The 22,038-nt window shown below is 73.3% G+C and carries 26 protein-coding genes; 22 read left to right on the top strand and 4 right to left on the bottom strand.

Annotation, left to right across the window (positions count from 1 at the left end):
- Nucleotides 1–75: 75 nt before the first annotated feature.
- The 10 genes from M6G08_RS14690 (at nucleotide 76) to M6G08_RS14645 (ending at nucleotide 7,104) form a co-directional block, all read left to right on the top strand.
- Complete coding sequence (locus M6G08_RS14690; RefSeq protein ID WP_272587611.1) at nucleotides 76–345, top strand: acyl carrier protein; 270 nt, start codon at nucleotides 76–78, stop codon at nucleotides 343–345.
- A 1-nt stretch (nucleotide 346) separates the two neighbouring features.
- Nucleotides 347–826 (top strand): SRPBCC family protein, encoded by a 480-nt coding sequence (locus tag M6G08_RS14685; RefSeq protein WP_100046658.1) that lies wholly within the window; start codon nucleotides 347–349, stop codon nucleotides 824–826.
- Nucleotides 827–876: 50 nt separating this feature from the next.
- The gene (locus M6G08_RS14680; RefSeq protein WP_272587610.1) at nucleotides 877–1,212 is read left to right on the top strand and encodes a TcmI family type II polyketide cyclase; all 336 of its coding nucleotides are present in this window, start codon (nucleotides 877–879) and stop codon (nucleotides 1,210–1,212) included.
- Between the two features lie 300 nt (nucleotides 1,213–1,512).
- Complete coding sequence (locus M6G08_RS14675; protein ID WP_272587609.1) at nucleotides 1,513–2,472, top strand: DUF3152 domain-containing protein; 960 nt, start codon at nucleotides 1,513–1,515, stop codon at nucleotides 2,470–2,472.
- Between the two features lie 60 nt (nucleotides 2,473–2,532).
- Nucleotides 2,533–2,967, top strand: a complete 435-nt coding sequence (locus M6G08_RS14670) for a PPOX class F420-dependent oxidoreductase (RefSeq protein ID WP_272587608.1) — start codon at nucleotides 2,533–2,535, stop codon at nucleotides 2,965–2,967.
- Between the two features lie 190 nt (nucleotides 2,968–3,157).
- The gene (locus M6G08_RS14665; RefSeq protein ID WP_272587607.1) at nucleotides 3,158–3,904 is read left to right on the top strand and encodes a DUF4142 domain-containing protein; all 747 of its coding nucleotides are present in this window, start codon (nucleotides 3,158–3,160) and stop codon (nucleotides 3,902–3,904) included.
- A 442-nt stretch (nucleotides 3,905–4,346) separates the two neighbouring features.
- Nucleotides 4,347–4,874, top strand: a complete 528-nt coding sequence (locus tag M6G08_RS14660) for a hypothetical protein (RefSeq protein ID WP_272587606.1) — start codon at nucleotides 4,347–4,349, stop codon at nucleotides 4,872–4,874.
- 43 nt (nucleotides 4,875–4,917) lie between these two features.
- Entirely contained in the window at nucleotides 4,918–5,565 is a 648-nt protein-coding gene (locus M6G08_RS14655) for a TetR/AcrR family transcriptional regulator (protein WP_272587605.1), read from the top strand.
- Between the two features lie 20 nt (nucleotides 5,566–5,585).
- Nucleotides 5,586–6,323, top strand: a complete 738-nt coding sequence (locus M6G08_RS14650) for an ABC transporter ATP-binding protein (protein WP_272587604.1) — start codon at nucleotides 5,586–5,588, stop codon at nucleotides 6,321–6,323.
- Nucleotides 6,310–7,104 carry a hypothetical protein gene (locus M6G08_RS14645; RefSeq protein WP_272587603.1) on the top strand — a complete coding sequence of 265 codons (795 nt, stop codon included), beginning with the start codon at nucleotides 6,310–6,312 and terminating at the stop codon, nucleotides 7,102–7,104. The genes M6G08_RS14650 and M6G08_RS14645 overlap by 14 nt, the downstream gene beginning before the upstream one ends.
- Before the next feature lie 4 nt (nucleotides 7,105–7,108).
- Here the strand turns inward: M6G08_RS14645 and ku are convergent, their stop codons facing one another.
- A complete protein-coding gene (gene ku, locus M6G08_RS14640) occupies nucleotides 7,109–8,245 on the bottom strand; it encodes a non-homologous end joining protein Ku (RefSeq protein ID WP_272587602.1) in 1,137 nt (378 codons plus the stop codon).
- A gap of 41 nt (nucleotides 8,246–8,286) precedes the next feature.
- Between ku and ligD the strand changes: the two genes are divergently transcribed.
- Nucleotides 8,287–9,168: a non-homologous end-joining DNA ligase gene (gene ligD, locus M6G08_RS14635; protein ID WP_272587601.1), complete on the top strand. Its 882-nt coding sequence runs from the start codon at nucleotides 8,287–8,289 to the stop codon at nucleotides 9,166–9,168.
- Nucleotides 9,169–9,211: 43 nt separating this feature from the next.
- Here the strand turns inward: ligD and M6G08_RS14630 are convergent, their stop codons facing one another.
- The gene (locus M6G08_RS14630) at nucleotides 9,212–10,015 is read right to left on the bottom strand and encodes an NERD domain-containing protein (protein WP_272587600.1); all 804 of its coding nucleotides are present in this window, start codon (nucleotides 10,013–10,015) and stop codon (nucleotides 9,212–9,214) included.
- 137 nt (nucleotides 10,016–10,152) lie between these two features.
- On the opposite strand from M6G08_RS14630, the gene M6G08_RS14625 reads away from it, so the two are divergent.
- The 7 genes from M6G08_RS14625 to M6G08_RS14595 all read left to right on the top strand — a co-directional run bounded on the left by M6G08_RS14625 (nucleotide 10,153) and on the right by M6G08_RS14595 (nucleotide 16,709).
- Nucleotides 10,153–10,659 carry a protein-tyrosine phosphatase family protein gene (locus M6G08_RS14625; RefSeq protein ID WP_272587598.1) on the top strand — a complete coding sequence of 169 codons (507 nt, stop codon included), beginning with the start codon at nucleotides 10,153–10,155 and terminating at the stop codon, nucleotides 10,657–10,659.
- Between the two features lie 77 nt (nucleotides 10,660–10,736).
- Nucleotides 10,737–11,489, top strand: coding sequence for a hypothetical protein (locus M6G08_RS14620; RefSeq protein ID WP_272587597.1), 753 nt, complete (start codon nucleotides 10,737–10,739; stop codon nucleotides 11,487–11,489).
- Nucleotides 11,486–12,730 (top strand): ATP-binding protein, encoded by a 1,245-nt coding sequence (locus tag M6G08_RS14615; RefSeq protein ID WP_272587596.1) that lies wholly within the window; start codon nucleotides 11,486–11,488, stop codon nucleotides 12,728–12,730. The genes M6G08_RS14620 and M6G08_RS14615 overlap by 4 nt, the downstream gene beginning before the upstream one ends.
- A 116-nt stretch (nucleotides 12,731–12,846) precedes the next feature.
- Nucleotides 12,847–13,293, top strand: a complete 447-nt coding sequence (locus M6G08_RS14610) for an SH3 domain-containing protein (protein ID WP_272587595.1) — start codon at nucleotides 12,847–12,849, stop codon at nucleotides 13,291–13,293.
- Nucleotides 13,294–13,336: 43 nt separating this feature from the next.
- Complete coding sequence (locus tag M6G08_RS14605) at nucleotides 13,337–14,704, top strand: FtsW/RodA/SpoVE family cell cycle protein (RefSeq protein WP_272587594.1); 1,368 nt, start codon at nucleotides 13,337–13,339, stop codon at nucleotides 14,702–14,704.
- The gene (locus M6G08_RS14600) at nucleotides 14,701–16,158 is read left to right on the top strand and encodes a penicillin-binding transpeptidase domain-containing protein (protein ID WP_272587593.1); all 1,458 of its coding nucleotides are present in this window, start codon (nucleotides 14,701–14,703) and stop codon (nucleotides 16,156–16,158) included. Before M6G08_RS14605 ends, M6G08_RS14600 begins: the two co-directional genes overlap by 4 nt.
- 44 nt (nucleotides 16,159–16,202) lie before the next feature.
- Nucleotides 16,203–16,709 carry a DUF3291 domain-containing protein gene (locus M6G08_RS14595; protein ID WP_272587592.1) on the top strand — a complete coding sequence of 169 codons (507 nt, stop codon included), beginning with the start codon at nucleotides 16,203–16,205 and terminating at the stop codon, nucleotides 16,707–16,709.
- Here the strand turns inward: M6G08_RS14595 and M6G08_RS14590 are convergent.
- Complete coding sequence (locus M6G08_RS14590) at nucleotides 16,706–17,305, bottom strand: Uma2 family endonuclease (RefSeq protein WP_272587591.1); 600 nt, start codon at nucleotides 17,303–17,305, stop codon at nucleotides 16,706–16,708. The genes M6G08_RS14595 and M6G08_RS14590 overlap by 4 nt on opposite strands.
- Before the next feature lie 224 nt (nucleotides 17,306–17,529).
- Here M6G08_RS14590 and M6G08_RS14585 point away from each other — a divergent pair, with 224 nt between their 5' ends.
- The 4 genes from M6G08_RS14585 (at nucleotide 17,530) to M6G08_RS14570 (ending at nucleotide 20,800) form a co-directional block, all read left to right on the top strand.
- Nucleotides 17,530–18,468, top strand: coding sequence for an AurF N-oxygenase family protein (locus M6G08_RS14585; RefSeq protein ID WP_272587590.1), 939 nt, complete (start codon nucleotides 17,530–17,532; stop codon nucleotides 18,466–18,468).
- A 62-nt stretch (nucleotides 18,469–18,530) separates the two neighbouring features.
- Entirely contained in the window at nucleotides 18,531–19,184 is a 654-nt protein-coding gene (locus M6G08_RS14580; protein ID WP_272587589.1) for a TetR/AcrR family transcriptional regulator, read from the top strand.
- Nucleotides 19,185–19,215: 31 nt separating this feature from the next.
- Nucleotides 19,216–19,539 (top strand): DUF8847 domain-containing protein, encoded by a 324-nt coding sequence (locus tag M6G08_RS14575; protein WP_272587588.1) that lies wholly within the window; start codon nucleotides 19,216–19,218, stop codon nucleotides 19,537–19,539.
- A 103-nt stretch (nucleotides 19,540–19,642) separates the two neighbouring features.
- Nucleotides 19,643–20,800 (top strand): C40 family peptidase, encoded by a 1,158-nt coding sequence (locus M6G08_RS14570; protein WP_272587587.1) that lies wholly within the window; start codon nucleotides 19,643–19,645, stop codon nucleotides 20,798–20,800.
- Here M6G08_RS14570 and M6G08_RS14565 read toward each other — a convergent pair.
- Nucleotides 20,764–22,026, bottom strand: a complete 1,263-nt coding sequence (locus M6G08_RS14565; RefSeq protein ID WP_272587586.1) for a styrene monooxygenase/indole monooxygenase family protein — start codon at nucleotides 22,024–22,026, stop codon at nucleotides 20,764–20,766. The genes M6G08_RS14570 and M6G08_RS14565 overlap by 37 nt on opposite strands.
- Nucleotides 22,027–22,038: the final 12 nt, after the last annotated feature.

Raw genomic sequence — 22,038 nt, 5'->3', positions numbered from 1 at the left:
GACCGACCGACCAACGCCTGTCCGAGTGAGCGCCGGCCCGGTGCCGGGCGCCACCCCGAGTGAAGGAGGACCCGCATGACCGACCAACTGGCCTACCAGGTGACCGTCGAGGAGCTGTCGGCGCTGATGAAGCGCACCGCCGGCGTGCACGTCGATCCGGTGACCCTCCGGCAGCAGGCCGACGACGGCTTCGACACCTTCGGCCTGGACTCCCTCGGCCTGCTGGGCATCGTGGCCGAGCTGGAGAAGCGGTACGGGCTGGGCCTGCCGGAGCAGGCCGAGCGCTGCAAGACGCCCGCGGATTTCCTCGCGCTGGTCAACGGCGCCCTGAAGACGGGAGTGTGAGATGGCAGGCCACACCGACAACGAGATCTCCATCGCCGCGCCGATGGAGCTGGTCTGGGACATGACCAACGACATCGACAACTGGCCGCGGCTGTTCAGCGAGTACGCCTCCGTGGACGTGCTGGAGCGCGACGGCGACCGGGTGACGTTCCGGCTCACCATGCACCCGGACAAGGACGGCAAGGTGTGGAGCTGGGTCTCCGAGCGGGTCGCGGACCCGACGACCCGCACCGTGCGCGCCCATCGGGTCGAGACCGGTCCCTTCCAGTACATGAACATCGTCTGGGAGTACGCGGAGACCGCGGACGGCACGCGGATGCGCTGGATCCAGGACTTCGCCATGAAGCCCGACGCGCCGGTGGACGACGCCTGGATGACGGACAACATCAACCGCAACTCGCGGACGCAGATGGCGCTGATCCGGGACCGGATCGAGCAGGCCGCGGGCGAGCGGCGCACCGCCGCGGTACTCGCCGACTGACACCGACGTGGTGACACCCGCGCGGTGACACCGAGGAAGGGCGTCCCTCCATGCACCACACCCTGATCGTCGCCCGGATGGCACCCGGGGCGGCACCGGACATCGCGAAGGTGTTCGCCGAGTCCGACAGCGGCGAGCTGCCCCACCTGGTGGGCGTCAACCGGCGCAGTCTCTTCGAGTTCGGTGACGGCGTGTACCTGCACCTCATCGAGAGCGACGAGGACCCGGCCCCGGCGATCGGCCGGCTGACCGGGCATCCGGAGTTCCGCAGGGTCAGCGAGCGGCTGGAGCCGTACGTCTCGGCGTACGACCCGGCCACCTGGCGCGGCCCGAAGGACGCGATGGCCCGCTGTTTCTACCGCTGGGAGAGCGGCGCCGTCGGCTGACGGACCGGCGGTGGAGGCACCGCGCCGGGGCCGGCCGGCTCACGCCGGGCGGCCCCGGCGCACGTGTGCGTGCCCGGCCGGGCACCTGCGGCCGCCCGTTCTCCTGTCCGCCGCTCGCGGACCGTCCAGGCCGCCCGCAGGTTGTATCCAGGAAACGAACAGGGGTGTGAGAAGCCCCACTTCGGAGCCGGTGATGTTTCGGCACGTCCTTCCGCTTTGATCATCGTGGCGACAAAAGCACAGCGGAGTCCGCGGAGTCCACTGTGCGCGCCCCGCCGACCAGCAGAGAGGACACACGCCGTGGGCCGTTCCACCGCCCGCCAGACCCGCCGAAGAACCACGCCGGGCGGTGACCGGCGCGCCTCCCGCGCCCGCAGGAGGAGCCGCCGCCGGTCCGCCCGCCTGGTCCTGGGCGGCCTGACCTCCGGTGCCGTACTGCTCGCGGCGGGCGCCGCCGTCGCGCACTGGGAGCACACCCGGCCCACGGCGACCGACGACCAGGCGGCCGACGTCGCCGACGCCCTGGACGCAGCCGGGCCCACGGACGCCTCAGGCACTCCGTCCGGGACGCCTTCCGGGACGCCGTCGGGGGCGCCGTCGGGGGCGTCTTCCGGGACGACCCCGGGTCCCTCCGCGTCGCCGTCCGTCGAGGCGTCCCCTTCGCCGTCGCCGTCCCCCTCCGTCATCGCCGTACCCGCGACCGGTCCCGGCACCTTCGTCACCGCCGAGGCCGACGGGTCGACCGTGGGCGACGGCAGCCGCGTGCGCCGTTACAAGGTGCTGGTGGAGGAGGGCATCGACATCCGGGCGGGCGCCGCCGCCGCCGAGATATCCGACGTGCTCGCCGACCGCCGCGGCTGGACCAGGGACGGGATCAACTCCTTCCGGCTGGTCAGCTCCGGCTCCTACGACTTCGTGGTGAAGATCGCCACACCGGGCACCGTGGACGAGATCTGCGGCGCCTACGGCCTCAACACCCGGGGCGAGGTGAACTGCGCGGTCGGCACGGACGTCGTGGTGAACCTCAAGCGCTGGGTGCTCGGCTCGCCCCAGTTCGACGGACCGATCGGCGACTACCGGGCGCTGATCATCAACCACGAGGTCGGTCACCGCATCGGCCACGGCCACGAGACCTGCCCGGGCCCCGGTCTGCCCGCACCGGCGATGATGCAGCAGATCAAGGGCCTCAAGGGCTGCGTCGCCAACGCCTGGCCCTACGACCGGGACGGCGACTACCTCGGCGGGCCCTCGGTCGCCTGAGCGGCGGGGCGGCGGACGGTTCGGGGGACAGCGGGCGGGGCGAAGGGTGATGATCGGCCCATGACCACCACACCGCGTTTCGACCCCCGCGCCCTGCTGGCCGAGAGCCGGCTCGGCGTACTCGCGACGATCAAGGCGGACGGCCGCCCGCAGCTCTCCCCCGTCATGCCCGCCTACGACCCGGAGGCGGGCGTCATCCGCGTCTCGACCCGCGACGGCCTGGCCAAGACGGCGAACCTGCGCCGGGACCCGCGGGCCGCCCTGGAGGTGACCGCCCCGGACGGCAGGTCCTGGGCCACCGCCGAGGGTGTCGCGACCCTCACCGGACCGGGCACCGACCCGCACGGCCCGGAGGTCGAGGCGCTGGTGGAGTACTACCGCGCCGCCGCCGGAGAGCACCCGGACTGGGACGAGTACCGGACGACGATGGTGTCCGACCGGCGAGTGCTGCTCACCATCGCGGTCGAGCGCGTGTACGGGGCCGACATCGGGTGAGCGGAATCTCCCCGGGCCCTCCCCGGGGTCCCGTCGCGGTCTCGCGCGGTCCCGTCGCGGTCTCCCCGCCGTCCCGTCGCGGTCTCGGCGCGATTTCCTCGCGGCGGCGGTGAAGGATCCGCGCGCCGTTTCCGTACCTCCTGGTGTACGCGCACACGTGCGAGTTCCTCGCGTCGCCCCTGGAGGCATCATGCGGCTGTCCCGCAACAGGATCGGAGTCGTCGGCCTGTTCGGTGTGATGACCCTGACCCTCACCGCGCTGGCCTTCCCGGCCGTGCTCGGTCTGGACAAGGCCGACGGGAACCAGAACCGGGTCATCGCCAGTACGAAGTTCGGGCCGGTCACCGAGGCCGACCGGGACTTCGTGGTGAAGGTCCGGGCCGCCGGGCTGTGGGAGTACCCGCTGGGCGAGATGGTGATGGAGCGCGGCACGACGAAGGAGATGAAGACGGCCGGTGAGCACCTGGTCGTCGGGCACGCCGGACTGGACGCCATGTGCCGGGAGATCTCCCCGGAGCTGGGCATCACGCTGCCCAACCGGGCCTCCCCGCAGCAGGAGGGGTTCGTGGCGACGGTGGACGCCAAGAGCGGCAAGGAGTTCGACTCGTCGGCCGTGAACATCATGCGGGTGACGCACGGCCAGATCTTCCCGGCCATCGCCAAGATCCGGGCCACCACGAAGAACACGCTCGTGCGGCAGCTGGCCGACCTGGCCAACGACACCGTGCTCGACCACATCACGGTGCTGGAGAAGACGGGACTCGTCGAGTACGACAAGGTCACCTTCCAGCAGACCGGCCCGGCGAAGCTGCCGAGGGAGAAGGTCACCCCGCCCCCGCCGCAGCCGGGTGAGCGGGTCCTGGTGCTCAAGCCGCGCCCCGATCTGGACGTGAACACCACCTCCCCGACGCCCACGCCGTCACCGGCGGCCGGGTGACCCGGACGGGCGGCGGACGGCGCGGGCGGCGGTGACGTCCGCCGTCCGGTCCAGCGGGTGCGGCTCGCGGTCGTCCGGAGCCGGGACCAGTGGCTCGCCGCCCGCCTCGCTGAAGGCGATGAGCGCATCGACAAGGGCCGAGCCCCGCCCCGATCAGCCGGTCGGCCGTGCGTCCTCGGCGGGCGCCTCACGCTCCGGCATGTGTCCTTTTCCCGCGCCGGATCCCCTTCGCCCGGCGCCCGGGGAACGGCCGGCACCGCCGGTACATCTTTCGCCTGTGCAAGGGTGGGGACGGATTCCCGGGACGGAGGACGGCGATGACACGACGGACACCCGCGGTGGCACCGGGAACGGCCCGGAGTCTCCGCGCGTTCACGGGGTCGGCGGTGGACGGTCAGCGGGCGCCGCTGCGCGAGGTGAAGAAGGAAGGAAGAGCGGGATCATGACCGCTTCCGGGCCGAACGACGGCGCGACGCCGAACGAGCCGCACGAGCCGGGCGGTGTGCCTCCCGTGTCCGAGGACGTCTGGCGGAAGTTCCTCGAGGACGACGAGCGCGCCATCCGCGCCTCCGCCCTCCGGGAACCCGCGGCGCGCGAACGGACGCCCGGATGGCGGCCCGTGCCGCCACCCGCCGCGGTCGGCGAGCTGTGGCGCCCGGAGGACCCGTGGCCCCATCCGAGCTGGCGCCAGCTGGACGGCCGCGCCCGCATCCGGCGGATCGGCCGGGTGGTCGGCACGGCCGCCGCGGTGGCCCTCGCCCTGACCGCGTGGTCCCAGCTGTCCTCCGGCCCCGGCACGCCCGGCGGCGAACCGGCCGACACGATCGGGCGGCGCCTGGAGGAGAGCCCCGTGCTGCCGAGCGCCGCCACCCCCGCGCCGACGGCGTCCGCCGCCACCAACCCGGCGGTCTTCGAGCCCGACCCGTCCGCCGTTCCCCGGGCGTCCCTCTCTCCCTGGACATACGACTGAACTCCCTGGACATACGACTGAACGGTCGTTTAGCATGTTGTACATGCGTTCAATCCCGGAGGACCGGACCACCCGGGCCCTCATCCGCGACGAGGCCCTCGGCCTGTTCGCCGCCCACGGGCCGGACTCGGTGACCGTGCGGCAGATCGCCACGGCGGCCGGAGTGTCGCCCGGGCTGGTGGTGCACCACTTCGGCTCGAAGGACGGGCTGCGCCAGGAGGTCGACCAGCACGTCGTGGCCGCCTTCGAGGCCATGCTGGGCGAACTGACCGGCGACGGGAGCGACGGGCAGCCGCTCGACGCCGGCGCCGGCGCCGCGTCCCTGAGCGCGGCGTTCACCCGCCACTTCCCGGCAGGCTCCCCGCTGCCCGGCTACCTCCGCCGCCTGCTGCTGGCCGACTCGGAGGCCGGACGACAGCTGTTCGGCCGCCTGTACGAACTGAGCCGCGCCGCCCTGGACGACCTGGCGGCCGCCGGGCTGGCCGTACCCGGCCGGGACCCCGCGGCCCGTGCCGCCCTGCTGCTCGCCAACGACCTGGCCGTCTTCCTGCTGCGCGACCGCATCGGCGAGGTGCTGGGCACCGACCCCCTGTCGTCCGACGGCATGGCCCGCTGGGCGCCCGAGGTCCTCGGCATCTACACGGGCGGGCTGAACGCGCCACCTCCCCCCAAGGCACCCCGAGAAGCCTAGGAAGGCAACGGTGACCGCACATGCCGACCGACCCGCCACCCGCACCGCGCACACCGTCCACGCCGCACGCACCGTCAGTACGACGGCCGCCGTCCACCCCCGCCGCGCCCGACCCCGCCTCCTCCCCCGTCCTGCACGCCCGTGACCTGCACAAGGCGTACGGCAGCCACCGGGTCCTGCGCGGCGCCGACCTCACCGTCACCCCCGGCCAGCTCGTCGCGGTCGTCGGCGAGAACGGCGCCGGGAAGTCCACCCTCCTGAAGGCGCTCGCCGGCACCCTGCCCCTGGACCGCGGCGAGGTCCGGCTGACCGGGTCGCTCGGGTACTGCCCCCAGGACCCGGTCCTGAACGGCAGCCTGACGGTCGAACAGCACCTGCGCTACTTCGCCGCCGCCCACCGCCTCCCCGGCCTGGACCGCGCCCGGGACCTCGTCCGCGCCCTGGGCTACGAGCGCTACGAACGGACCCCCGCGGGCGAGCTGTCCGGCGGTACCCGGCAGAAGCTCAACCTCACCCTGGCCCTGCTGCACGACCCCGGCGTACTGCTGCTCGACGAGCCCTACCAGGGTTTCGACTGGGAGACGTACCTGCGCTTCTGGGACCTCGTGGAGGATCTGCGCGCCCGCGGCAGGGCCGTCGTGGTCATCACCCACCTCGTCTTCGAGCAGGACCGGTTCGACCTGCTGGCCGACCTCGCCGAGGGCCGCCTCACCGCGCGTGCGGCGGCCGGAAGGGAGCACCGCCGTGTCGACGCCTGACCCGGCCACCCGTCCGGGACCGCTGTACGGGCAGTTCCCGACCGCCCTGCGCTTCTCGGTGCGAGACCAGACCCGCAACCGGCTGGCCGGTCTGCTGCTGCTGGTCTTCGTGCCCGTCTGGTACCTGGTCATGAACGCGATGGCCGGGGGCGAGCCGCTGGACTTCAAGCTGTACGCCACCGGTGAGATGCTGCACGTCGACGGCGGGCACCTCACCCTGATCTCGGCGGGGCTGAACTCGGTGACGATGATCGCCGGTTTCGTCGTCTTCGACGCCGTGCGCAAGTCGCTCGCCTTCGACCGGCGCCTCGTCTTCGCCGGGTACCGGCAGTCCACCCTCATCGGAGCCAAGACCCTGGCGGTCGCGGCGGTCGCCACGGGCATCGCCCTCTACACCGCGCTGGCGGTGCTGGTCTTCTGGCGCCCGGCGGTGGGCGCGTGGTTCGCCGTGCTCGCCGGGTTCACCGTCATCGCGCTCACCTACGGGGCTCTGGGCCTGCTCCTCGGCGTGCTGGTCAAGCGCGACCTGGAGGGCTTCTTCCTGATCATCATGGGCGGGCTGATGGACACGTTCCTGCAGAACCCGCTGGGCAACCCGCTCGCCAACGAGCCGATCCTTCAGTGGTTCCCGTCCTTCGGCCCCATGCAGTTCGCGGCCGGCGGCGCCTTCGCGGACGGCGCGCTGTGGGGGCACCTCGGGCTGGGGCTGGCCTGGGCCGCCGGGTTCAGCGCGGTGGGGCTGGTCATCTTCCGGCTGCGGACCCGCAACCGCGTCCGCTGAGCCGTCAGGCGCTGCGCTTGCGGGACGACACCGTCTTCCTGGCGGTGCCCTTGCCGGTCGTGCTCTTGCCGGTCGTGCTCTTGCCGGTCGTGCTCTTGGCGGTCGTGCTCTTGGCGGTCGTGCCGGTCGTCTTGTCCGTCGGCTTCTTCCCGGAGGCCCGGCCCGCCGTCTTCTTCGCGGGCTGGGCGGCCTTCGCCGTCGGCTTCCGGGCGGTCGAGGACTCCGGCTTCCCGGCCGCCGTCTTCTTCGCGGCCGTCGACGTCGACTTCTTGCCGCCGGTCTCCTTCGGTGTCCGACGGGCCGGCCGCTCGCGCTGCGGCAGCGTCCTGACCTCGGCGCCCTCGGTCCGCCCCGCGCCTTCCCCGTCCCGGGACTCCCGGGCGGCCCGCACGCTGCTCTCCAGCGCGGCCATCAGGTCCAGCACCTTGCCGGGCGCCGCCTCCGCCGGGACCTGCGGGGGCGCCTCGCCGGCCGCCTTGGCCGCGATGACCTCCTCCAGCGCCTCGCGGTACTCGTCGTGCAGGTCGTCCAGGTCGATCTCGCCGAGCGTGTCCATCAGCGCGTCGGCGAGGTCCAGCTCCTGGTCGCGGACGGTGACGCCGGTGTCGGGGGCGAAGCCCTCGGGGGCGCGCACCTCGTCCGGCCACAGCAGCCCGTGCATCACGATGGCGTCGCCGGCGACCCGGAGCATGCCGAGGCGTTCCCGGCCGCGCAGCGCGAACTTGGCGATGGCGACCCGGTCGCTGCGCCCCAGCGCCTCGCGCAGCAGGGTGTAGGGCTTGGCGGCGGTCGCGCCGCTCGCCGCGAGGTAGTACGCGGAACCCATCTGGAGCGGGTCGATGCGCTCCTGCGGGACGAACGCCACGATCTCGATCGTCCGCGCGGTCGGGACCGGCAGGTGGGACAGGTCCTCGTCGGTGATCGGGATCATCGAGCCGTCGGCGTCCTCGTAGGCCTTGCCGATCTCGGCCTGGCTCACCTCGCGGTCCTCCAGCTCGCAGACCTTGCGGTAGCGGATGCGACCGCCGTCCTCCGTGTGGATCTGGCGGAAGGAGACCGAGTGGCTCTCGGTCGCGTTGATCAGTTTGACCGGGATGCTGACCAGGCCGAAGGAGATGGCGCCGTTCCAGATGGATCGCACGTGCCGCACCTTTCCTGCCGGTTTCGTGAGATTGTCATGGTATGGCGCCTATCACCGAGGTGGAGGGGCGGCGGGTCGCACTCAGCAACCTGGACAAGGTGCTGTATCCCGAGACCGGCCTCACCAAGGGCGAGCTGCTGCACTACTACGCGACGACCGCCGGGGTGCTGCTGCCGCACCTGCGGGACCGTCCGGTCTCCTTCCTGCGGTACCCGGACGGTCCGGACGGCCAGGCCTTCTTCACCAAGAACGTGCCGCCGGGTACGCCCGACTGGGTCACCACGGCCGAGGTCCCCCGTTCGGAGGGGCCGGCCCGGATGGTGCTGGTGCAGGACCTGGCGAGCCTGATGTGGGCGGCGAACCTGGTGACCGAGTTCCACACCCACCAGTGGACCGCGAGCGACCCCGACGAGGCCGACCGGCTGGTCTTCGACCTCGACCCCGGACCGCCCGCGACCGTCGTGCACTGCTGCGAGGTCGCGCTGTGGCTGCGGGAGCGGCTGGCGGCGGACGGCATCGAGACGTACGCCAAGACGTCCGGGGCGAAGGGGCTGCATCTGCTGGCGGGGGTGCGGGGGGCGTCCTCGGAGCGGGTGTCGGAGTACGCGAAGGCGCTGGCCGTGGAGGCGGAGCGGGCCCTGCCGCGGCTCGTGGTGCACCGGATGACGCGCAGCCTGCGGCCGGGGAAGGTGTTCGTCGACTGGAGCCAGAACGCCGCCCGAAAGACGACGGCCACCCCGTACACGGTGCGGGCCCGCGCGGTGCCGGCCGTCTCCACCCCGGTGACGTGGGAGGAGGTGGCCGGGTGCCGGGACGCGGAGCAGTTCGTCTTCCGGACCGGGGACGTGGGGCCACGGGTGCGGGACCACGGTGACCTGCTGGCGCCGCTCCTCGACCGGCGACGGGCGACCGCACTGCCCTGACCCGAGGCCCCTGTCCCGGGTGCCCCGCGCGCCGGCCGGGTCCTCAGACGGACGTCCAGGTGCCCCGGTCCCGGGCCATGGCGTGCAGGGCCTCCACGTCCGCCGGTTTGAGCGTTCCGCCCAGGCGGGCCAGGCCCGGCAGCTCCCCGTCGGTGAGGACGCGGACCGAGCGCGGCGGCTCCCGGACGGTCACGTGCGCCGGGTCCACGAGGACCAGGACGGCGTGGACCTCGGCCGTCAGGGCGTGACCGGCGCGGTCGGCGGCGGCGCGGACCCGGCGCAGCAGGGGCCGGGGCTCGCGGCGGCCCAGCCCGACCAGGGGGCCGGTGACGTGGACGCGTTGCCGGCGGGCGGGCAGGGTGTGGACGGCGAAGAGGCCGCCGGGGCCGATCAGCAGGTGGTGGATGCGGTCGCCGCCGGGCAGCGGGACGGAGTGCAGGGTGCGCCAGCCGGCGCCGTCGAGGCGGTCCAGGGCCGCTCCCGCCGCCTGCTCGGCCGCCAGCGCCCGGCGCCGCGGGTCGGGGCGCAGCCGGTGCGGCGGGCCGGGCTCGCGCTCCAGGGCGACCAGGAGCTGCTCGCCGGGCCGGTTGGGGGCGAGGTCGTCGTCCGGGTGGAGGGTGAGGCGGGCCAGCTCGGCGGAGGTCGGGACCGGCGGCGGGCCGACCGTGACCGGGCCGGTGAGGAAGGGGCCCAGCGCCGTGAGGACCTCGCTCTCCCGGTCCTCGCGGAGCAGGTTGACGCGGGCCGCCTCGCGGTCGTACCAGGCGACGTTCCCGCCGTCCGGGAGGCAGACGTACAGCCGTTCCTGACCGTGCCGCCAGGCCGGTATGACGCGCAGTCCGTTCATGCACCATCACCCCACGACCATGGGAGCAGGCGGGGTGCTGCCCGGGCAAGAACCGGGCTACCTTTGACAGCGGTCGGGAAGATCGGGGCCGGACAGTCCCCGGGCCGGTCTGCTCGGGCGGGTTTGGGGAGGCGCCGTTGCGTACGCGTGGGCAAGGACCCGACGTACCGGCTCCGGGCCGGCCGTGGACGGAGATCGTGCCGGGGCTGTGGATGGGCGGGCACGAGTGCCGGCGGCAGGCCGGGCGGGTGGAGCCCGTCGTCGTGCGGGACGAGTTCGATCTGGTGCAGACCCTGCTGCGGCTGCCCGGACACGGGCCGGACGCGGGTGTCGAGCACCATGTGTGGCCGATCCCCGACGGCCCCCTCGACGGCACCCAGCTGGCGGGGGTGATCCGGCTGGCCCGGGCCGCGGGCGAGGCGCTGGACGCCGGCCGCACGGTCCTCGTCCGCTGCTTCCACGGGTACAACCGCTCCGGTCTCGTCGTCGCGCACACGCTGATGCGCCGGGGTGCCGACGCCGACGAGGCGGTCCGGCTGATCCGGGCCCGGCGCTCGCCGTGGGCGCTGCACAACGAGCTGTTCGTCGAGTACCTGCGGGCCGGCCTGGACACGGTGCGGCTGCTGGAGGAGCTGGCCGAGTAGCCCGCCGCGCGGGGCCGCGCGCAGAATGGACTCCCGTACGAACGATCTGCGAACGATCACCGAACGCCAGGAGTGCAGTGGTCCCGAGCAGCCGTGGGCGTCGTCCCGCCCGCGTCCCAGCCGCCCTCGCGCTGCTCGCGGCGGTGGCGGCGACCGGGGCGCTGGCCGCGTGCGGTGACTCGGGCGGGCTGCGCGGCGCGGGCGCGACACCGGCGGCGCAGAGCCCGGCCCGGCTCTGGCCCGACCTGACGCCGGCGTCGAGTCCCGCCTACGACATCGGCGAGGTCGACCACGAGGCCGTCAAGGGCGTCGCGGTCCCCGGCGGCGACGTCCGCCGGGCGGACCCGGTGGCCGTCGTGCGGGCCGAGATCGCCGCCCGACCCGGCGAGTACGAGGGCACCGGGGCGCCGTACCGCGAGACGGCCGACCGGATGGCGGACTGCGGCGAGGGCGCCGGGAGCGGCCGGTGTCCGGTGCTGCGGCCGTACTACCGCGACCTGACCGGCGACGGGCGCCCCGAGATGGCCCTGGGCTTCCGGCTGCTGCCCGAGAAGCTGACCGCCGTGCGGGTCTACACCGTCGACGGGGACCGGCTGGTGCGGATCATGTCCTACGAGGACGCCGTGAGCGCGGTGGCGCTGGCCGGACGGAAGGTGATCGTCCGCTCCCCCTCGGAGGTCGCGGGCTACGAGTACCGGCTCCAGTGGACGTGGGACCCCGACGAGCGGGCCATGCTGCTGACCAGCGACGAGATGCTGCCCACGGACGAGGGCGGCAAGCGTACGGAGCGGCCCCCGGCGTCCGCGTCCCCGTCGGCGAGCGCCCGGTGAGGCTCGCGCTTCCCCGGTGGACCGGCCCGCTCGCGGTGAAGGCGGCCGTCTTCATCACCGTGATGTGCTGCGCGCTCGCCGCGCTGCTCGGCGTCCTGGTGCACGTCTCGGTGACCAACCAGACCGTCGGGCAGGCCCGGGACACGGCCCTGGCCCGGCTGCGGGAGGCCACCGACGCGTACGAGGCCGGCGACCCGCTGCGGCGGAGCGCCGGCGTCGACCCGCCGGGGCTGCCCGGGTCGCTGCGGGAGCTGGCGGTGTCGGGGCGGCGCGGCACGATGGTCGCCGAGTACGACGGGCGCCCCACGATGTGGGCGGCGGGTCCGGTCGCCGGCGGCCGGGCGCTGGCGGTGCGGGTCGACCACACCCAGGGCGAGCGCACCATCGACGGTCTGGACGGCGCGATCGTGTGGTCGTCGGCGCTGGCGATCGGGGCGACGCTGCTGGTCGGCGCGTTCGCCGTGACGCGGGTGACCAGGCGGCTGCACACGACGGCGCGGGTGGCCCGGCGGATCAGCGCGGGCGACCTCGACGCACGGGTCGGCGACCCTCGCGCGTCGGACCCGACCCGCCCGCAGGACGAGGTGGCCTCGGTCGCCGCCGCGCTGGACTCCATGGCGGCGTCGTTGCAGGGCAAGCTGCTCGCCGAGCAGCGGTTCACCGCTGACGTGGCGCACGAGCTGCGCACGCCGCTCACCGGCCTGCACGCGGCGGCCGAGCTGCTGCCGCCGGGCCGCCCGACCGAGCTGGTGCGGGACCGGGTGGCCGCCCTGCGCACGCTCACCGAGGACCTGCTGGAGATCTCCCGGCTGGAGAGCGGGCGGGAGCGGCTGGAGACGGAGCCGGAGGCGCTGGGCGACCTGGCCGCCCGGGTCGTGCGGGGCTCCGGCACCGGCACGCGCGTGGAGGTCGTACGGGACGCGCGGGTGGAGACCGACCGGCGGCGGCTGGAGCGGGTGCTGGGCAACCTGGTCGCGAACGCGCACCGGCACGGGCGGGCGCCGGTGGTGCTGACGGTGGACGGTCCGGTGATCACCGTACGGGACCACGGGGACGGCTATCCGGAGTACCTCCTCGTCCACGGGCCGCAGCGGTTCCGCACGGAGAGCGGGAGCAAGGGGCACGGTCTCGGGCTGACCATCGCCCTCGGGCAGGCGGAGGTGCTGGGGGCCCGGCTGGAGTTCGCGAACCCGGCGGACGGCGGGGCGCTGGCGACCCTGACCCTGCCCCGCAAGCCCTGACGCGACCCGTACGGACGGGACCGCGCCCCGATGGCGCAGTGCGACGGGCGGACCGTACCCGCCGCTCCTAATGTGGCGATCAGTCACGCCCCGTCCGCTGCCCGGGAGGTACTCCCATGTCCCCGCTGAACGCACTGTCCCCGCGCTCACCCCGCTTCCGCGGCCTGGCCACAGCGGTCGCCGCCGGCGCGCTCGCCACCGCCGTCGCCGTCACGCCCGCCGTCGCGAACGACGAGTGGGGCGGCGGCAACTCCGGCTCCGGCAGCTCCTCCGCCGGCCCCACCGGCGGGAACGGCGGTGGGGCCGGCGGCGACGGCCGACACGAACAGGGCCGGTACCGGGGCGTGGTCACCGCCGACCGGCTCGCCCTGCGCACCTCGCCGACCCGCGGCGGGGAGGTCATCCGGTACGCCCACCGGGGCGAGACCGTGCACATCTACTGCAAGACCCCCGGCGACAAGGTGAAGGGCAACCCCCTCTGGTACCTCCTCACGGACGGCACCTGGGCCTGGGGCGCGGCCCGCTACATCGACAACATCGGTCCCGCGCCGCGCTGGTGCTGATGCGAACGACCCCCACACCCCACCATTTGGGTAAGTTCCGGACATGACCAAGGCCGGAACCGGAACCGGAACCGGAATCACCGTGGCCCAGGCGGACGCGCCCGCCCCCGTCGCCCGGCTCCCCCGGCGCCGGGGCATCGAACTCGCGCTGATCCTGATGGCCGTGCTGCTGTCGGTGTTCGGCTACTGCAACGTCGGTCTCGCCCAGCACGGCACCCTCCCGCCCGGCGCCGCCGGTTACGGCGCCGGGCTGGGCGTGCTCGCGCTCCTCGCCCATCTGGCGGTACGGCTGCGCGCTCCGTACGCCGACCCCCTGCTGCTGCCGATCGGCGTGCTGCTCAACGGCCTCGGCCTGGTGCTGATCTACCGGCTCGACCTGGAGACGCCGGGCGACCGGGCGGCCCCCACCCAGTTGGTGTGGTCGACGCTGGGCGTCGCGCTGTTCATCGTGGTCGTCCTGCTGCTGCGCGACCACCGCGTCCTGCAGCGCTACGCGTACGTCTGCGTCGCCGCCGCACTCGTCCTGCTCATCGTGCCGATCTTCTTCCCGGCGGTGAACGGTGCCCGGATCTGGATCCGGATCGAGGGCTTCTCCATCCAGCCCGGCGAGTTCGCGAAGGTGCTCCTCGCCGTCTTCTTCGCCGCCTACCTGGCCGCCAACCGCAGCGCCCTGGCGTACGCGGGCCGCAGGGTGTGGCGGCTGCAACTGCCGACCGGCCGCGTGCTCGGCCCGATCGTCGCGGTGTGGCTGGTCAGCGTCGGCGTCCTGGTCCTGGAGCGCGACCTCGGCACCTCGCTGCTCTTCTTCGGCCTGTTCGTGGTCCTCCTCTACGTCGCCACCGGCCGCACCGGCTGGATCGCCGTCGGCCTGCTGCTGGCCTCGCTGGGCGCGGTCGCCGTGGGCTGGCTGGAGCCGCACGTGCACAGCAGGGTGGAGGACTGGCTGCACCCCTTCGCGTCCATCGAGGCGGGCGACGGGCCCAATCAGCTGGCGCAGTCCCTCTTCGCCTTCGCGGCGGGCGGGGTGACCGGCACCGGCCTCGGGCTCGGGCACTCCGTCCTCATCGGCTTCGCCGTCAAGTCGGACTTCATCCTGGCGACCGCCGGGGAGGAGCTGGGCTTCCTCGGCCTGACCGCGATCTTCCTGCTGTACGCGCTGCTCGTGGAGCGCGGCTACCGGGCGGGGCTGGCCGCGCGGGACCCCTTCGGCCGGCTGCTCGCGGTCGGCCTCTCCTCGATCGTGGCGCTCCAGGTGTTCGTCATCGCGGGCGGGGTGACCGGGCTGATCCCGCTGACCGGCATGGCGATGCCGTTCCTCGCGCAGGGCGGCTCGTCGGTCGTCACCAACTGGGCGATCGTGGCGCTGCTGATCCGGGTGAGCCACGCGGCGCGGCGCCAGGCGGGCCCGTGACCCGGCACATCCGGCACGCCGCCGTCTTCTGCGCCCTGCTGCTGGTCGCCCTGCTGGTGAACGCGGCCCGGGTGCAGATCGTCCAGGCCCCGGAGTACGACGGCAACCCGGCCAACCGCCGCCCCGACATCGCCCGCTACCAGCAGCCGCGCGGCGACATCCTGGTGGGCGGCGAGCGGGTCACCGGCTCCCGGGACACCGGCGAGCACCTGCGCTTCGAACGGACGTACGCCGACGGGCCGCTGTACGCGCCGATCACCGGGTTCGCCTCCCAGGCGTACGGGACGACCCTGCTGGAGCACGCCGAGGACGGCCTCCTCTCCGGCGCCGACCCGCTGCTCGCCCCGCTCCCCTACTGGAACGACGTGACGGGGGCGCACAACCCGGGCGGCGACGTCGTGACCACGATCCACGAGGCGGCACAGCGGGCGGCCTTCGAGGGGCTCGGCGGGCGCAAGGGCGCGGTGGCGGCGGTCGAACCGTCCACGGGCCGGGTCCTGGCCCTGGTCTCCGCCCCCTCCTACGACCCCCAGCTGCTGTCCGGCAACAGCGCGGACGCCACCCGGACCTGGGCCCGGCTGAACGGCGACCCGGACCAGCCGATGCTCAACCGGGCGGTTCGCCGCACCTACCCCCCGGGGTCGACGTTCAAGGTGGTCACCGCCGCGGCGGCCCTGGACGCCGGCGTCGTCCGGGACCTCGACACACCCACCCGCTCGCCCGACCCGTACCCCCTCCCCGGCACCCGGACCAAGCTGACCAACGAGGCCGACGGCTGCCGGAACGCCACGCTGCGGGAGGCGTTCGAGTGGTCCTGCAACACGGTCTTCGCCAAGCTCGGCGTGGACGTCGGGGTGCGCGACATGGCGGCCACGGCGGAGGCGTTCGGCTTCAACGACGACCGGCTGCGCATCCCGTTCGCGGTCTCGCGGTCCACCTTCGACACCTCGGTGGACCGGGCGCAGCTCGGGCTCTCCTCGATCGGGCAGTACAACACGCGGGCGACCCCGCTGCAGATGGCGATGGTGGCGGCGGCGGTCGCCAACGGGGGTCAGGTGCGTTCGCCGTACCTGGTGGAGCGGACCCTGCGGGCGGGCGGCAGCCTCGTCGCGACGGCCGGTTCCCGGCCCTCCCGGGAGGCGATGCGGCCGTCCACCGCGGCGCGGCTCAAGGAGCTGATGCGCGGCGTGGTGGAGAACGGCACCGGCGCGAACGCGGCCGTCCCCGGCGCCGTCGTCGGCGGCAAGACGGGCACCGCCCAGCACGGCGTCGGCAACTCGGGCACGCCGTACGCCTGGTTCGTCTCCTGGGCGCAGGGCGAGGGGGACCTGGAGCCGAGGGTGGCGGTCGCGGTGGTGGTGGAGGGCTCGGCGGCGGACCGGGAGGACATCAGCGGGGGCGGGCTGGCGGCGCCGATCGCGCGGGAGGTGATGAAGGCGGTGCTCGACGGATGAGACGGGGGTACCGCCGGCCGGCACACCGACCTGACGTTCGGTACATGACTGAAGCCGTCGCGTACGAACTCGCCCAGGTCAACATCGCCCGCCTCAAGGCCCCCCTCGACACGCCCCAGTTGAAGGACTTCGTGGACTCGCTCGACCCGGTGAACGCCGACGCGGACGCGGCGGACGGGTTCGTGTGGCGATTGCAGAGCGAGGAGGGGGACGCGACCGGCATCGCGGTCTTCGACGACTCCTGGCTGATCATCAACATGTCGGTGTGGCGGGACGCGAACGCACTGACGGCGTTCATGTGCCAGGGCCGGCACCGGGAGATGCTCGCTCGGCGCAGGGAGTGGTTCGAACGGGTCGCGGAGGCGATGGCGACCCTGTGGTGGGTCCCGACGGGACACCGGCCGACGGTCGCGGAGGCGGAGGAGCGGCTGCTCCACCTGCGGGCGCACGGGCCGACGCCGTACGCGTTCACGTTGCGGACGTCGTTCCCGGCGGGGGCGTCGGTGCCGGTCGCGGGTGAGGTGCCGGCCGGGTTGGGGTGCTCGGTCTAGCGGCGGCGGTGGACCGCGGTGAGGTCGATGTCGATGGGGAAGGGGACGGTGAGTTTGAGGCGGTTGTGGAAGATGCCTGTGGGCACGTAGGACTTGGTCATCGACTCCAGTTCATAGACGTAGACGACGGGAAGCCCGTTGCTCTCCTCGACCCGCCAGTAGTGCGTGATGCCCGCAGCGGCGTACTTGCGGGGCTTGGTCTCACGATCCCTGTCAACCGAGTCCTCGGAGACCACCTCGGCCGCCAGAAGGACGTCGCGGTGCAGAAGCCGGGTCTCCTTCGGTCCCAAGTCCGCACCCGCGCGGGCCACCAGTACGTCGGGTTCCGGACGGTTCCGGTCGTTGAGTGTCACAGTGAACCCGCGGTAGATCTCGAATTCATCCGGTGCCTGGTCAATGAGGGCACGGTCCAACAAGCGGATCGTACGCATGTGAAATGCGGTCTGCGGACTCACGAAGACAAGGCTCCCGTCGATCAGCTCCGTGTGCGGAGGCAGGTTGGGAAGCTCGTCGAGGTCGTCCGCCGTCCAGCCGCCCTCCGGCGGACGGGGCCACTGGTAGTCGTCGTCCAGCCCGTAGTCGCGTGCGGCGCTCATGATCGCTCCCATGTGCCGGAGTCTGACTGACGTGGCCAGCGTACCCAGGGCGATTGCCCGCGGAGCGCTCCACCGAGTGATCCCGCGCCGGACGATTGACGACCGCGCCACCTTTACCCCCGGTCGACAAGTCCCGCCCAAGGGATTGACGCGCTTGCTGACGCGCAGTCTCATAAGTCGGAGTGAGTCAGAGTGACCGCGGGTAACACGACGAGGTGGACACCATGAGGACCCTGACGGAAGCCGACGCGCTCGACGGCCTGCGCGACGCGCTGGGCCTGCTCAAGGACCGGGAACAGGTGGCCGAGCGGCTGCTCGAATCCTCCGCCAGGCACTCCTTCGACCCGGACAAGGAACTGGACTGGGACGCGCCCTTCGAGGAGGGCAAGTGGTTCTGGCCGCCGGAGCTGGTGTCGTTGTACGACACTCCGCTGTGGAAGCGGATGGGTGAGGAGCAGCGCGTCCTGCTCTCCCAGCACGAGGCCGCCGCGCTCGCCTCGCTCGGCATCTGGTTCGAGCTGATCCTCATGCAGCTGCTGGTCCGGCACATCTACGACAAGGCGGCGACGAGCGCCCACGTCCGTTACGCGCTCACCGAGATCGAGGACGAGTGCCGGCACTCGAAGATGTTCGCCCGGCTGATATCCCGGGGCGACACGCCGTGGTACCCGGTGAGCCCCGTCCACCAGCACCTGGGCCGCCTCTTCAAGACGATCTCCACCACACCGGGCTCCTTCACCGCGACCCTGCTGGGCGAGGAGGTCCTGGACTGGATGCAGCGACTGACCTTCCCCGACGAGCGGATCCAGCCGCTGGTCCGGGGCGTCACCCGCATCCACGTCGTGGAGGAGGCCCGGCACGTGCGCTACGCCCGTGAGGAGCTGCGCCGTCAGATGGTGACCGCGCCGAAGTGGTCGCGGGAGTTCACCCGGCTCACCTCCGGCGAGTTCGCCCGCGTCTTCTCCGTCGCCTTCGTCAACCCCGAGGTGTACACCAACGTCGGCCTGGACCGGCGCGAGGCCATGGCGCAGGTCAAGGCCAGCGGCCACCGCCGGGACATCATGCAGACCGGCGCGAAGCGCCTGACCGACTTCCTGGACGACATCGGGGTGCTGCGCGGGGTCGGGCGGCGGATGTGGCGGTCGTCGGGGCTGCTGGCGTAGTACCGCCGGTCCGGCACTCCGGCGTGGAGGGCCGCGGGGACGTGCGGGTTACGCTGCGGGTCATGAGTCCGCAGGCCCCCACCCCCGCCTACCGCCGCCTCAGCGTCGAGGAGCGCCGCGTCCAGCTGCTGGAGGCCGCGCTCGCCCTCTTCGCGCACCGGCCGCCGGAGGAGGTCTCCCTGGACGACGTGGCCGAGCAGGCCGGGGTCTCGCGGCCGCTGGTGTACCGGTACTTCCCGGGCGGCAAGCAGCAGCTGTACGAGGCCGCGCTCCGGTCGGCCGCCGACGAGCTGCGGCTGTGCTTCGACGAACCCCGCGAGGGTCCGCTGCTGACACGGCTCTCCCGCGCCCTGGACCGCTACCTCACCTTCGTCGACGAGCACGACACCGGTTTCAGCGCCCTGCTGCGCGGCGGCAGCGTCGCCGAGACCTCCCGGACCTCCTCCATCGTGGACGGCGTACGCCGGGCCGCCGCCGAGCACATCATGAGCCACCTGGACGTCGCCGAACCGGGCCCGCGGCTCCACATGACCGTCCGGATGTGGATCACGGCGGTGGAGGCGGCGTCGCTGATGTGGCTGGACGAGGGCAAGCAGCCGCCCCTCGACGAGATGCGGGAGTGGCTGGTGGAGCAGTTCCTCGCCGTCCTGACGGTCACCGCCCGCCGGGACCCGCAGACGGCGGCGCTGGTCGAGGCGCTCGCGGCGGACCTCTGACAGCGGCCGGCGGATCACCGACACTGGTGCCGTGAAGAGCGAAGACACCCCCTTCGAGGGCGGCCCGATGGACGGGCGGGTGCTGCCCGTGCTCGTCGGCATGACCGGGCACCCGCCGAAGACCTACCGCATCCCCGTACCCGGCCCGGACGGCGGCCCGCCCACCGTGCTCGTGTACCGGAGGGAGCCCCGGGACGCGCGGGGCGGGCTGCGGCTCGCCCGCTGGAAGTACGTCCACGCCCCCGAGGGCGACAAGGCCTCCGGCCGGAAGTGGCCCTGGTCGAAGCCCGACCGCCCGGCGACCGCCGATCCAGACGCCACGCCGGGTGGCAAGCCGGACGACGCCGACGGGTGACCCCGTTGCGCCGAACCGCGCACACTCGGCGCGCGGAGTCCGCCGGCCCGCCACATGCTCACCGTGCGGAGCGGACCCACCGCCCCGCGCGGGAGGTGATGGCATGTCAGGAAGGCTGCTGCGCTTGGTGTGTACGGCCGCGGTGGCGGCCGGAATCGGGTTCGCGCCCGGGACCGCGTCGGCCGAACCCGCGCCCGGCACGCCCGGCGACCGTTCCGTGGCAGGGCTGCTGACGGACCTTCAGCGGCTCTACCGGGAGGCGGAGAAGGCCACCGAGACCTACAACGGCACCGAGGAGCGCCTGAAGAAGCAGCGCGCCGAGGTGCGGCGGCTGGACGCCGAACTGGCGCGGACCCGTCTGTCCCTGCACGACAGCCGTGGCGCGGCCGGACGGCTGGCCCGGCAGCAGTACCAGAACAGCAGCGATCTCTCCCCGTACCTGCGCCTGCTGCTGGCCCGCGACCCGCAGCACGCGCTCGGCCAGGGCCGTGTGATCGGCCGGCTGGCCCGGGAACGGGTCGAGACCGTGGGCCGCCTGACCGGCGCGGAGCAGAAGGCCGAGGAGCTGGCCCGCCGCTCCCGGCAGGCTTTGGACCGGCAGGCCGCCCTCGCCGAGAGCCAGGAGGAGCAGCGCGACGACGTGCGCGAGCGGCTGCGCGCCGTGGAGGAACTGCTCGCCTCGCTCACCCCGGAGGAACTGGCCGCGCTGGCGGAGCTGGAGGAGAGCGGGATCGCCGAGGAGCAGGAGCGGTTCCTGGCGTCCGGCGCGCTCGGCGACGACGCCAAGCCGTCCGCCGGGGGCGAGCGGGCGGTGCGCTTCGCGGTGGAGCAGCTCGGCAAGCCGTACGAGTGGGGCGCGGAGGGCCCGGCGACCTACGACTGCTCGGGACTGACCTCCGTGGCCTGGCGGCGGGCCGGGACGCCGATCCCCCGGACCAGCCAGGAGCAGTGGGCGCGGCTGGAGCGCGTGCCGTTGGACGAGCTGCGCCCCGGTGACCTGGTCGTGTACTTCCCCGAGGCCACCCACGTGGCGATGTACCTCGGCGACGGCATGGTCGTCCAGGCACCGCGCCCCGGCGCCGAGGTCAAGGTGTCACCGATCGCCGCCAACCCGGTGCTGGGAGCCGTACGGCCCGACCCGGGCGGGGAGCCGCTCGGGCGGTACACGCCGCCGAGGCTCCCCGCGGGGGCGACGGACGGATCGGACCGGGGGTACGCGGAGGCTCAGGCGCCCGCGGCGCCCGAGACCTCCATCAGGTAGCCCTCGGTCTTCGCCGGGTCGTAGAAGAAGTTCTCGAAGTCGGCCGGGTCGTTGAAGCCGTTGGCGAAGCGGTCGGCGACGGGCTGGAGCTGGCCGGCGGCGCCGATCAGGTTCAGCACGTGCTCCGGCGGCGGGGCGAGCATGGTGTTCGTCCACTTGGTGACGTGCTGGGCCGTCTCCCAGTAGCGGTCGAAGGTCTGCCGCATCCAGGCCTCGTCGAACTCCTTGTCGCCGTGCTCCAGGATCGACGCGAGGTAGGAGGCGGCGCACTTGGAGGCGGAGTTGGAGCCCTGGCCGGTGATCGGGTCGTTGGCGACGACCACGTCGGCGACGCCGAGGACCGCGCCGCCGCCGGGGAGGCGGCCGACCGGGTTGCGGACGGTGGGGGCGTAGCGGCCGGCGAGGGTGCCGCCGGCGTCGGTCAGCTCGACCTTGGTGGCCCGCGCGTACTCCCACGGGAGGAACTTCTCCATGAGTTCCAGGGTCAGGGAGAGGTGCTCCGAGGGGTCCTTGACGTCCTTGAAGGCGTCCAGCGGGCCGCCGGGTATGCCCTCCCAGAACAGGATGTCGGCGCGGCCCGAGGTGGTGAAGGTCGGCATGATGAACATCTCGCCGACGCCGGGCACCAGGTTGCAGCGCACGGCCTCCGTCTCCGGGTGCTCGGGGCGCGGGCCCATCCCGTGGACGTAGGCGACGGCGAGGGCGCGCTGCGGCTCGCTGTACGGGGACCTCTCCGCGTCGCGGCCGAACATCTGGACCAGCTCGCCCTTGCCCGCCGAGACCAGGACGAGGTCGTAGGCGCGGGAGAAGTAGTCCAGGTCGCCGACGGCCGCGCCGTGGATGACGAGCTGGCCGCCGCGCTGGGCGAAGGTCTCCATCCAGCCGGCCATCTTCACCCGCTGGTCGACCGACTGCGCGAAGCCGTCGAGGCGGCCCAGCCAGTCGATCGCCCGCTGCGAGGGGCCCGGGTCGAAGGAGCCGGGGGCCGCCACCGAGACGCCGAGCCCTTCGATCTTCGGGGCCTGGGACTCCCAGAAGTTCAGCTGGAGATCGCGCTCGTGCTGGAGTGCCGTGTGGAACATGCACTGCGTCGACATGACCCGGCCGGTACGGATCTCGTCCGCGGTCCGGTTGGACATCAGGGTGACCTCGTAGCCGTGCGACTGCAGGCCGAGGGCGAGCTGGAGACCGGACTGGCCGGCTCCGACGACGAGTATCTTCCGCATGCGGTTTCCGTC

Source organism: Streptomyces sp. M92 (genome assembly GCF_028473745.1).
In the GTDB taxonomy this organism is placed as follows: domain Bacteria; phylum Actinomycetota; class Actinomycetes; order Streptomycetales; family Streptomycetaceae; genus Streptomyces.
The sequence above is the reverse complement of the archived record's forward strand: the minus strand, read 5'-3'. Positions and strand labels throughout refer to the sequence as shown.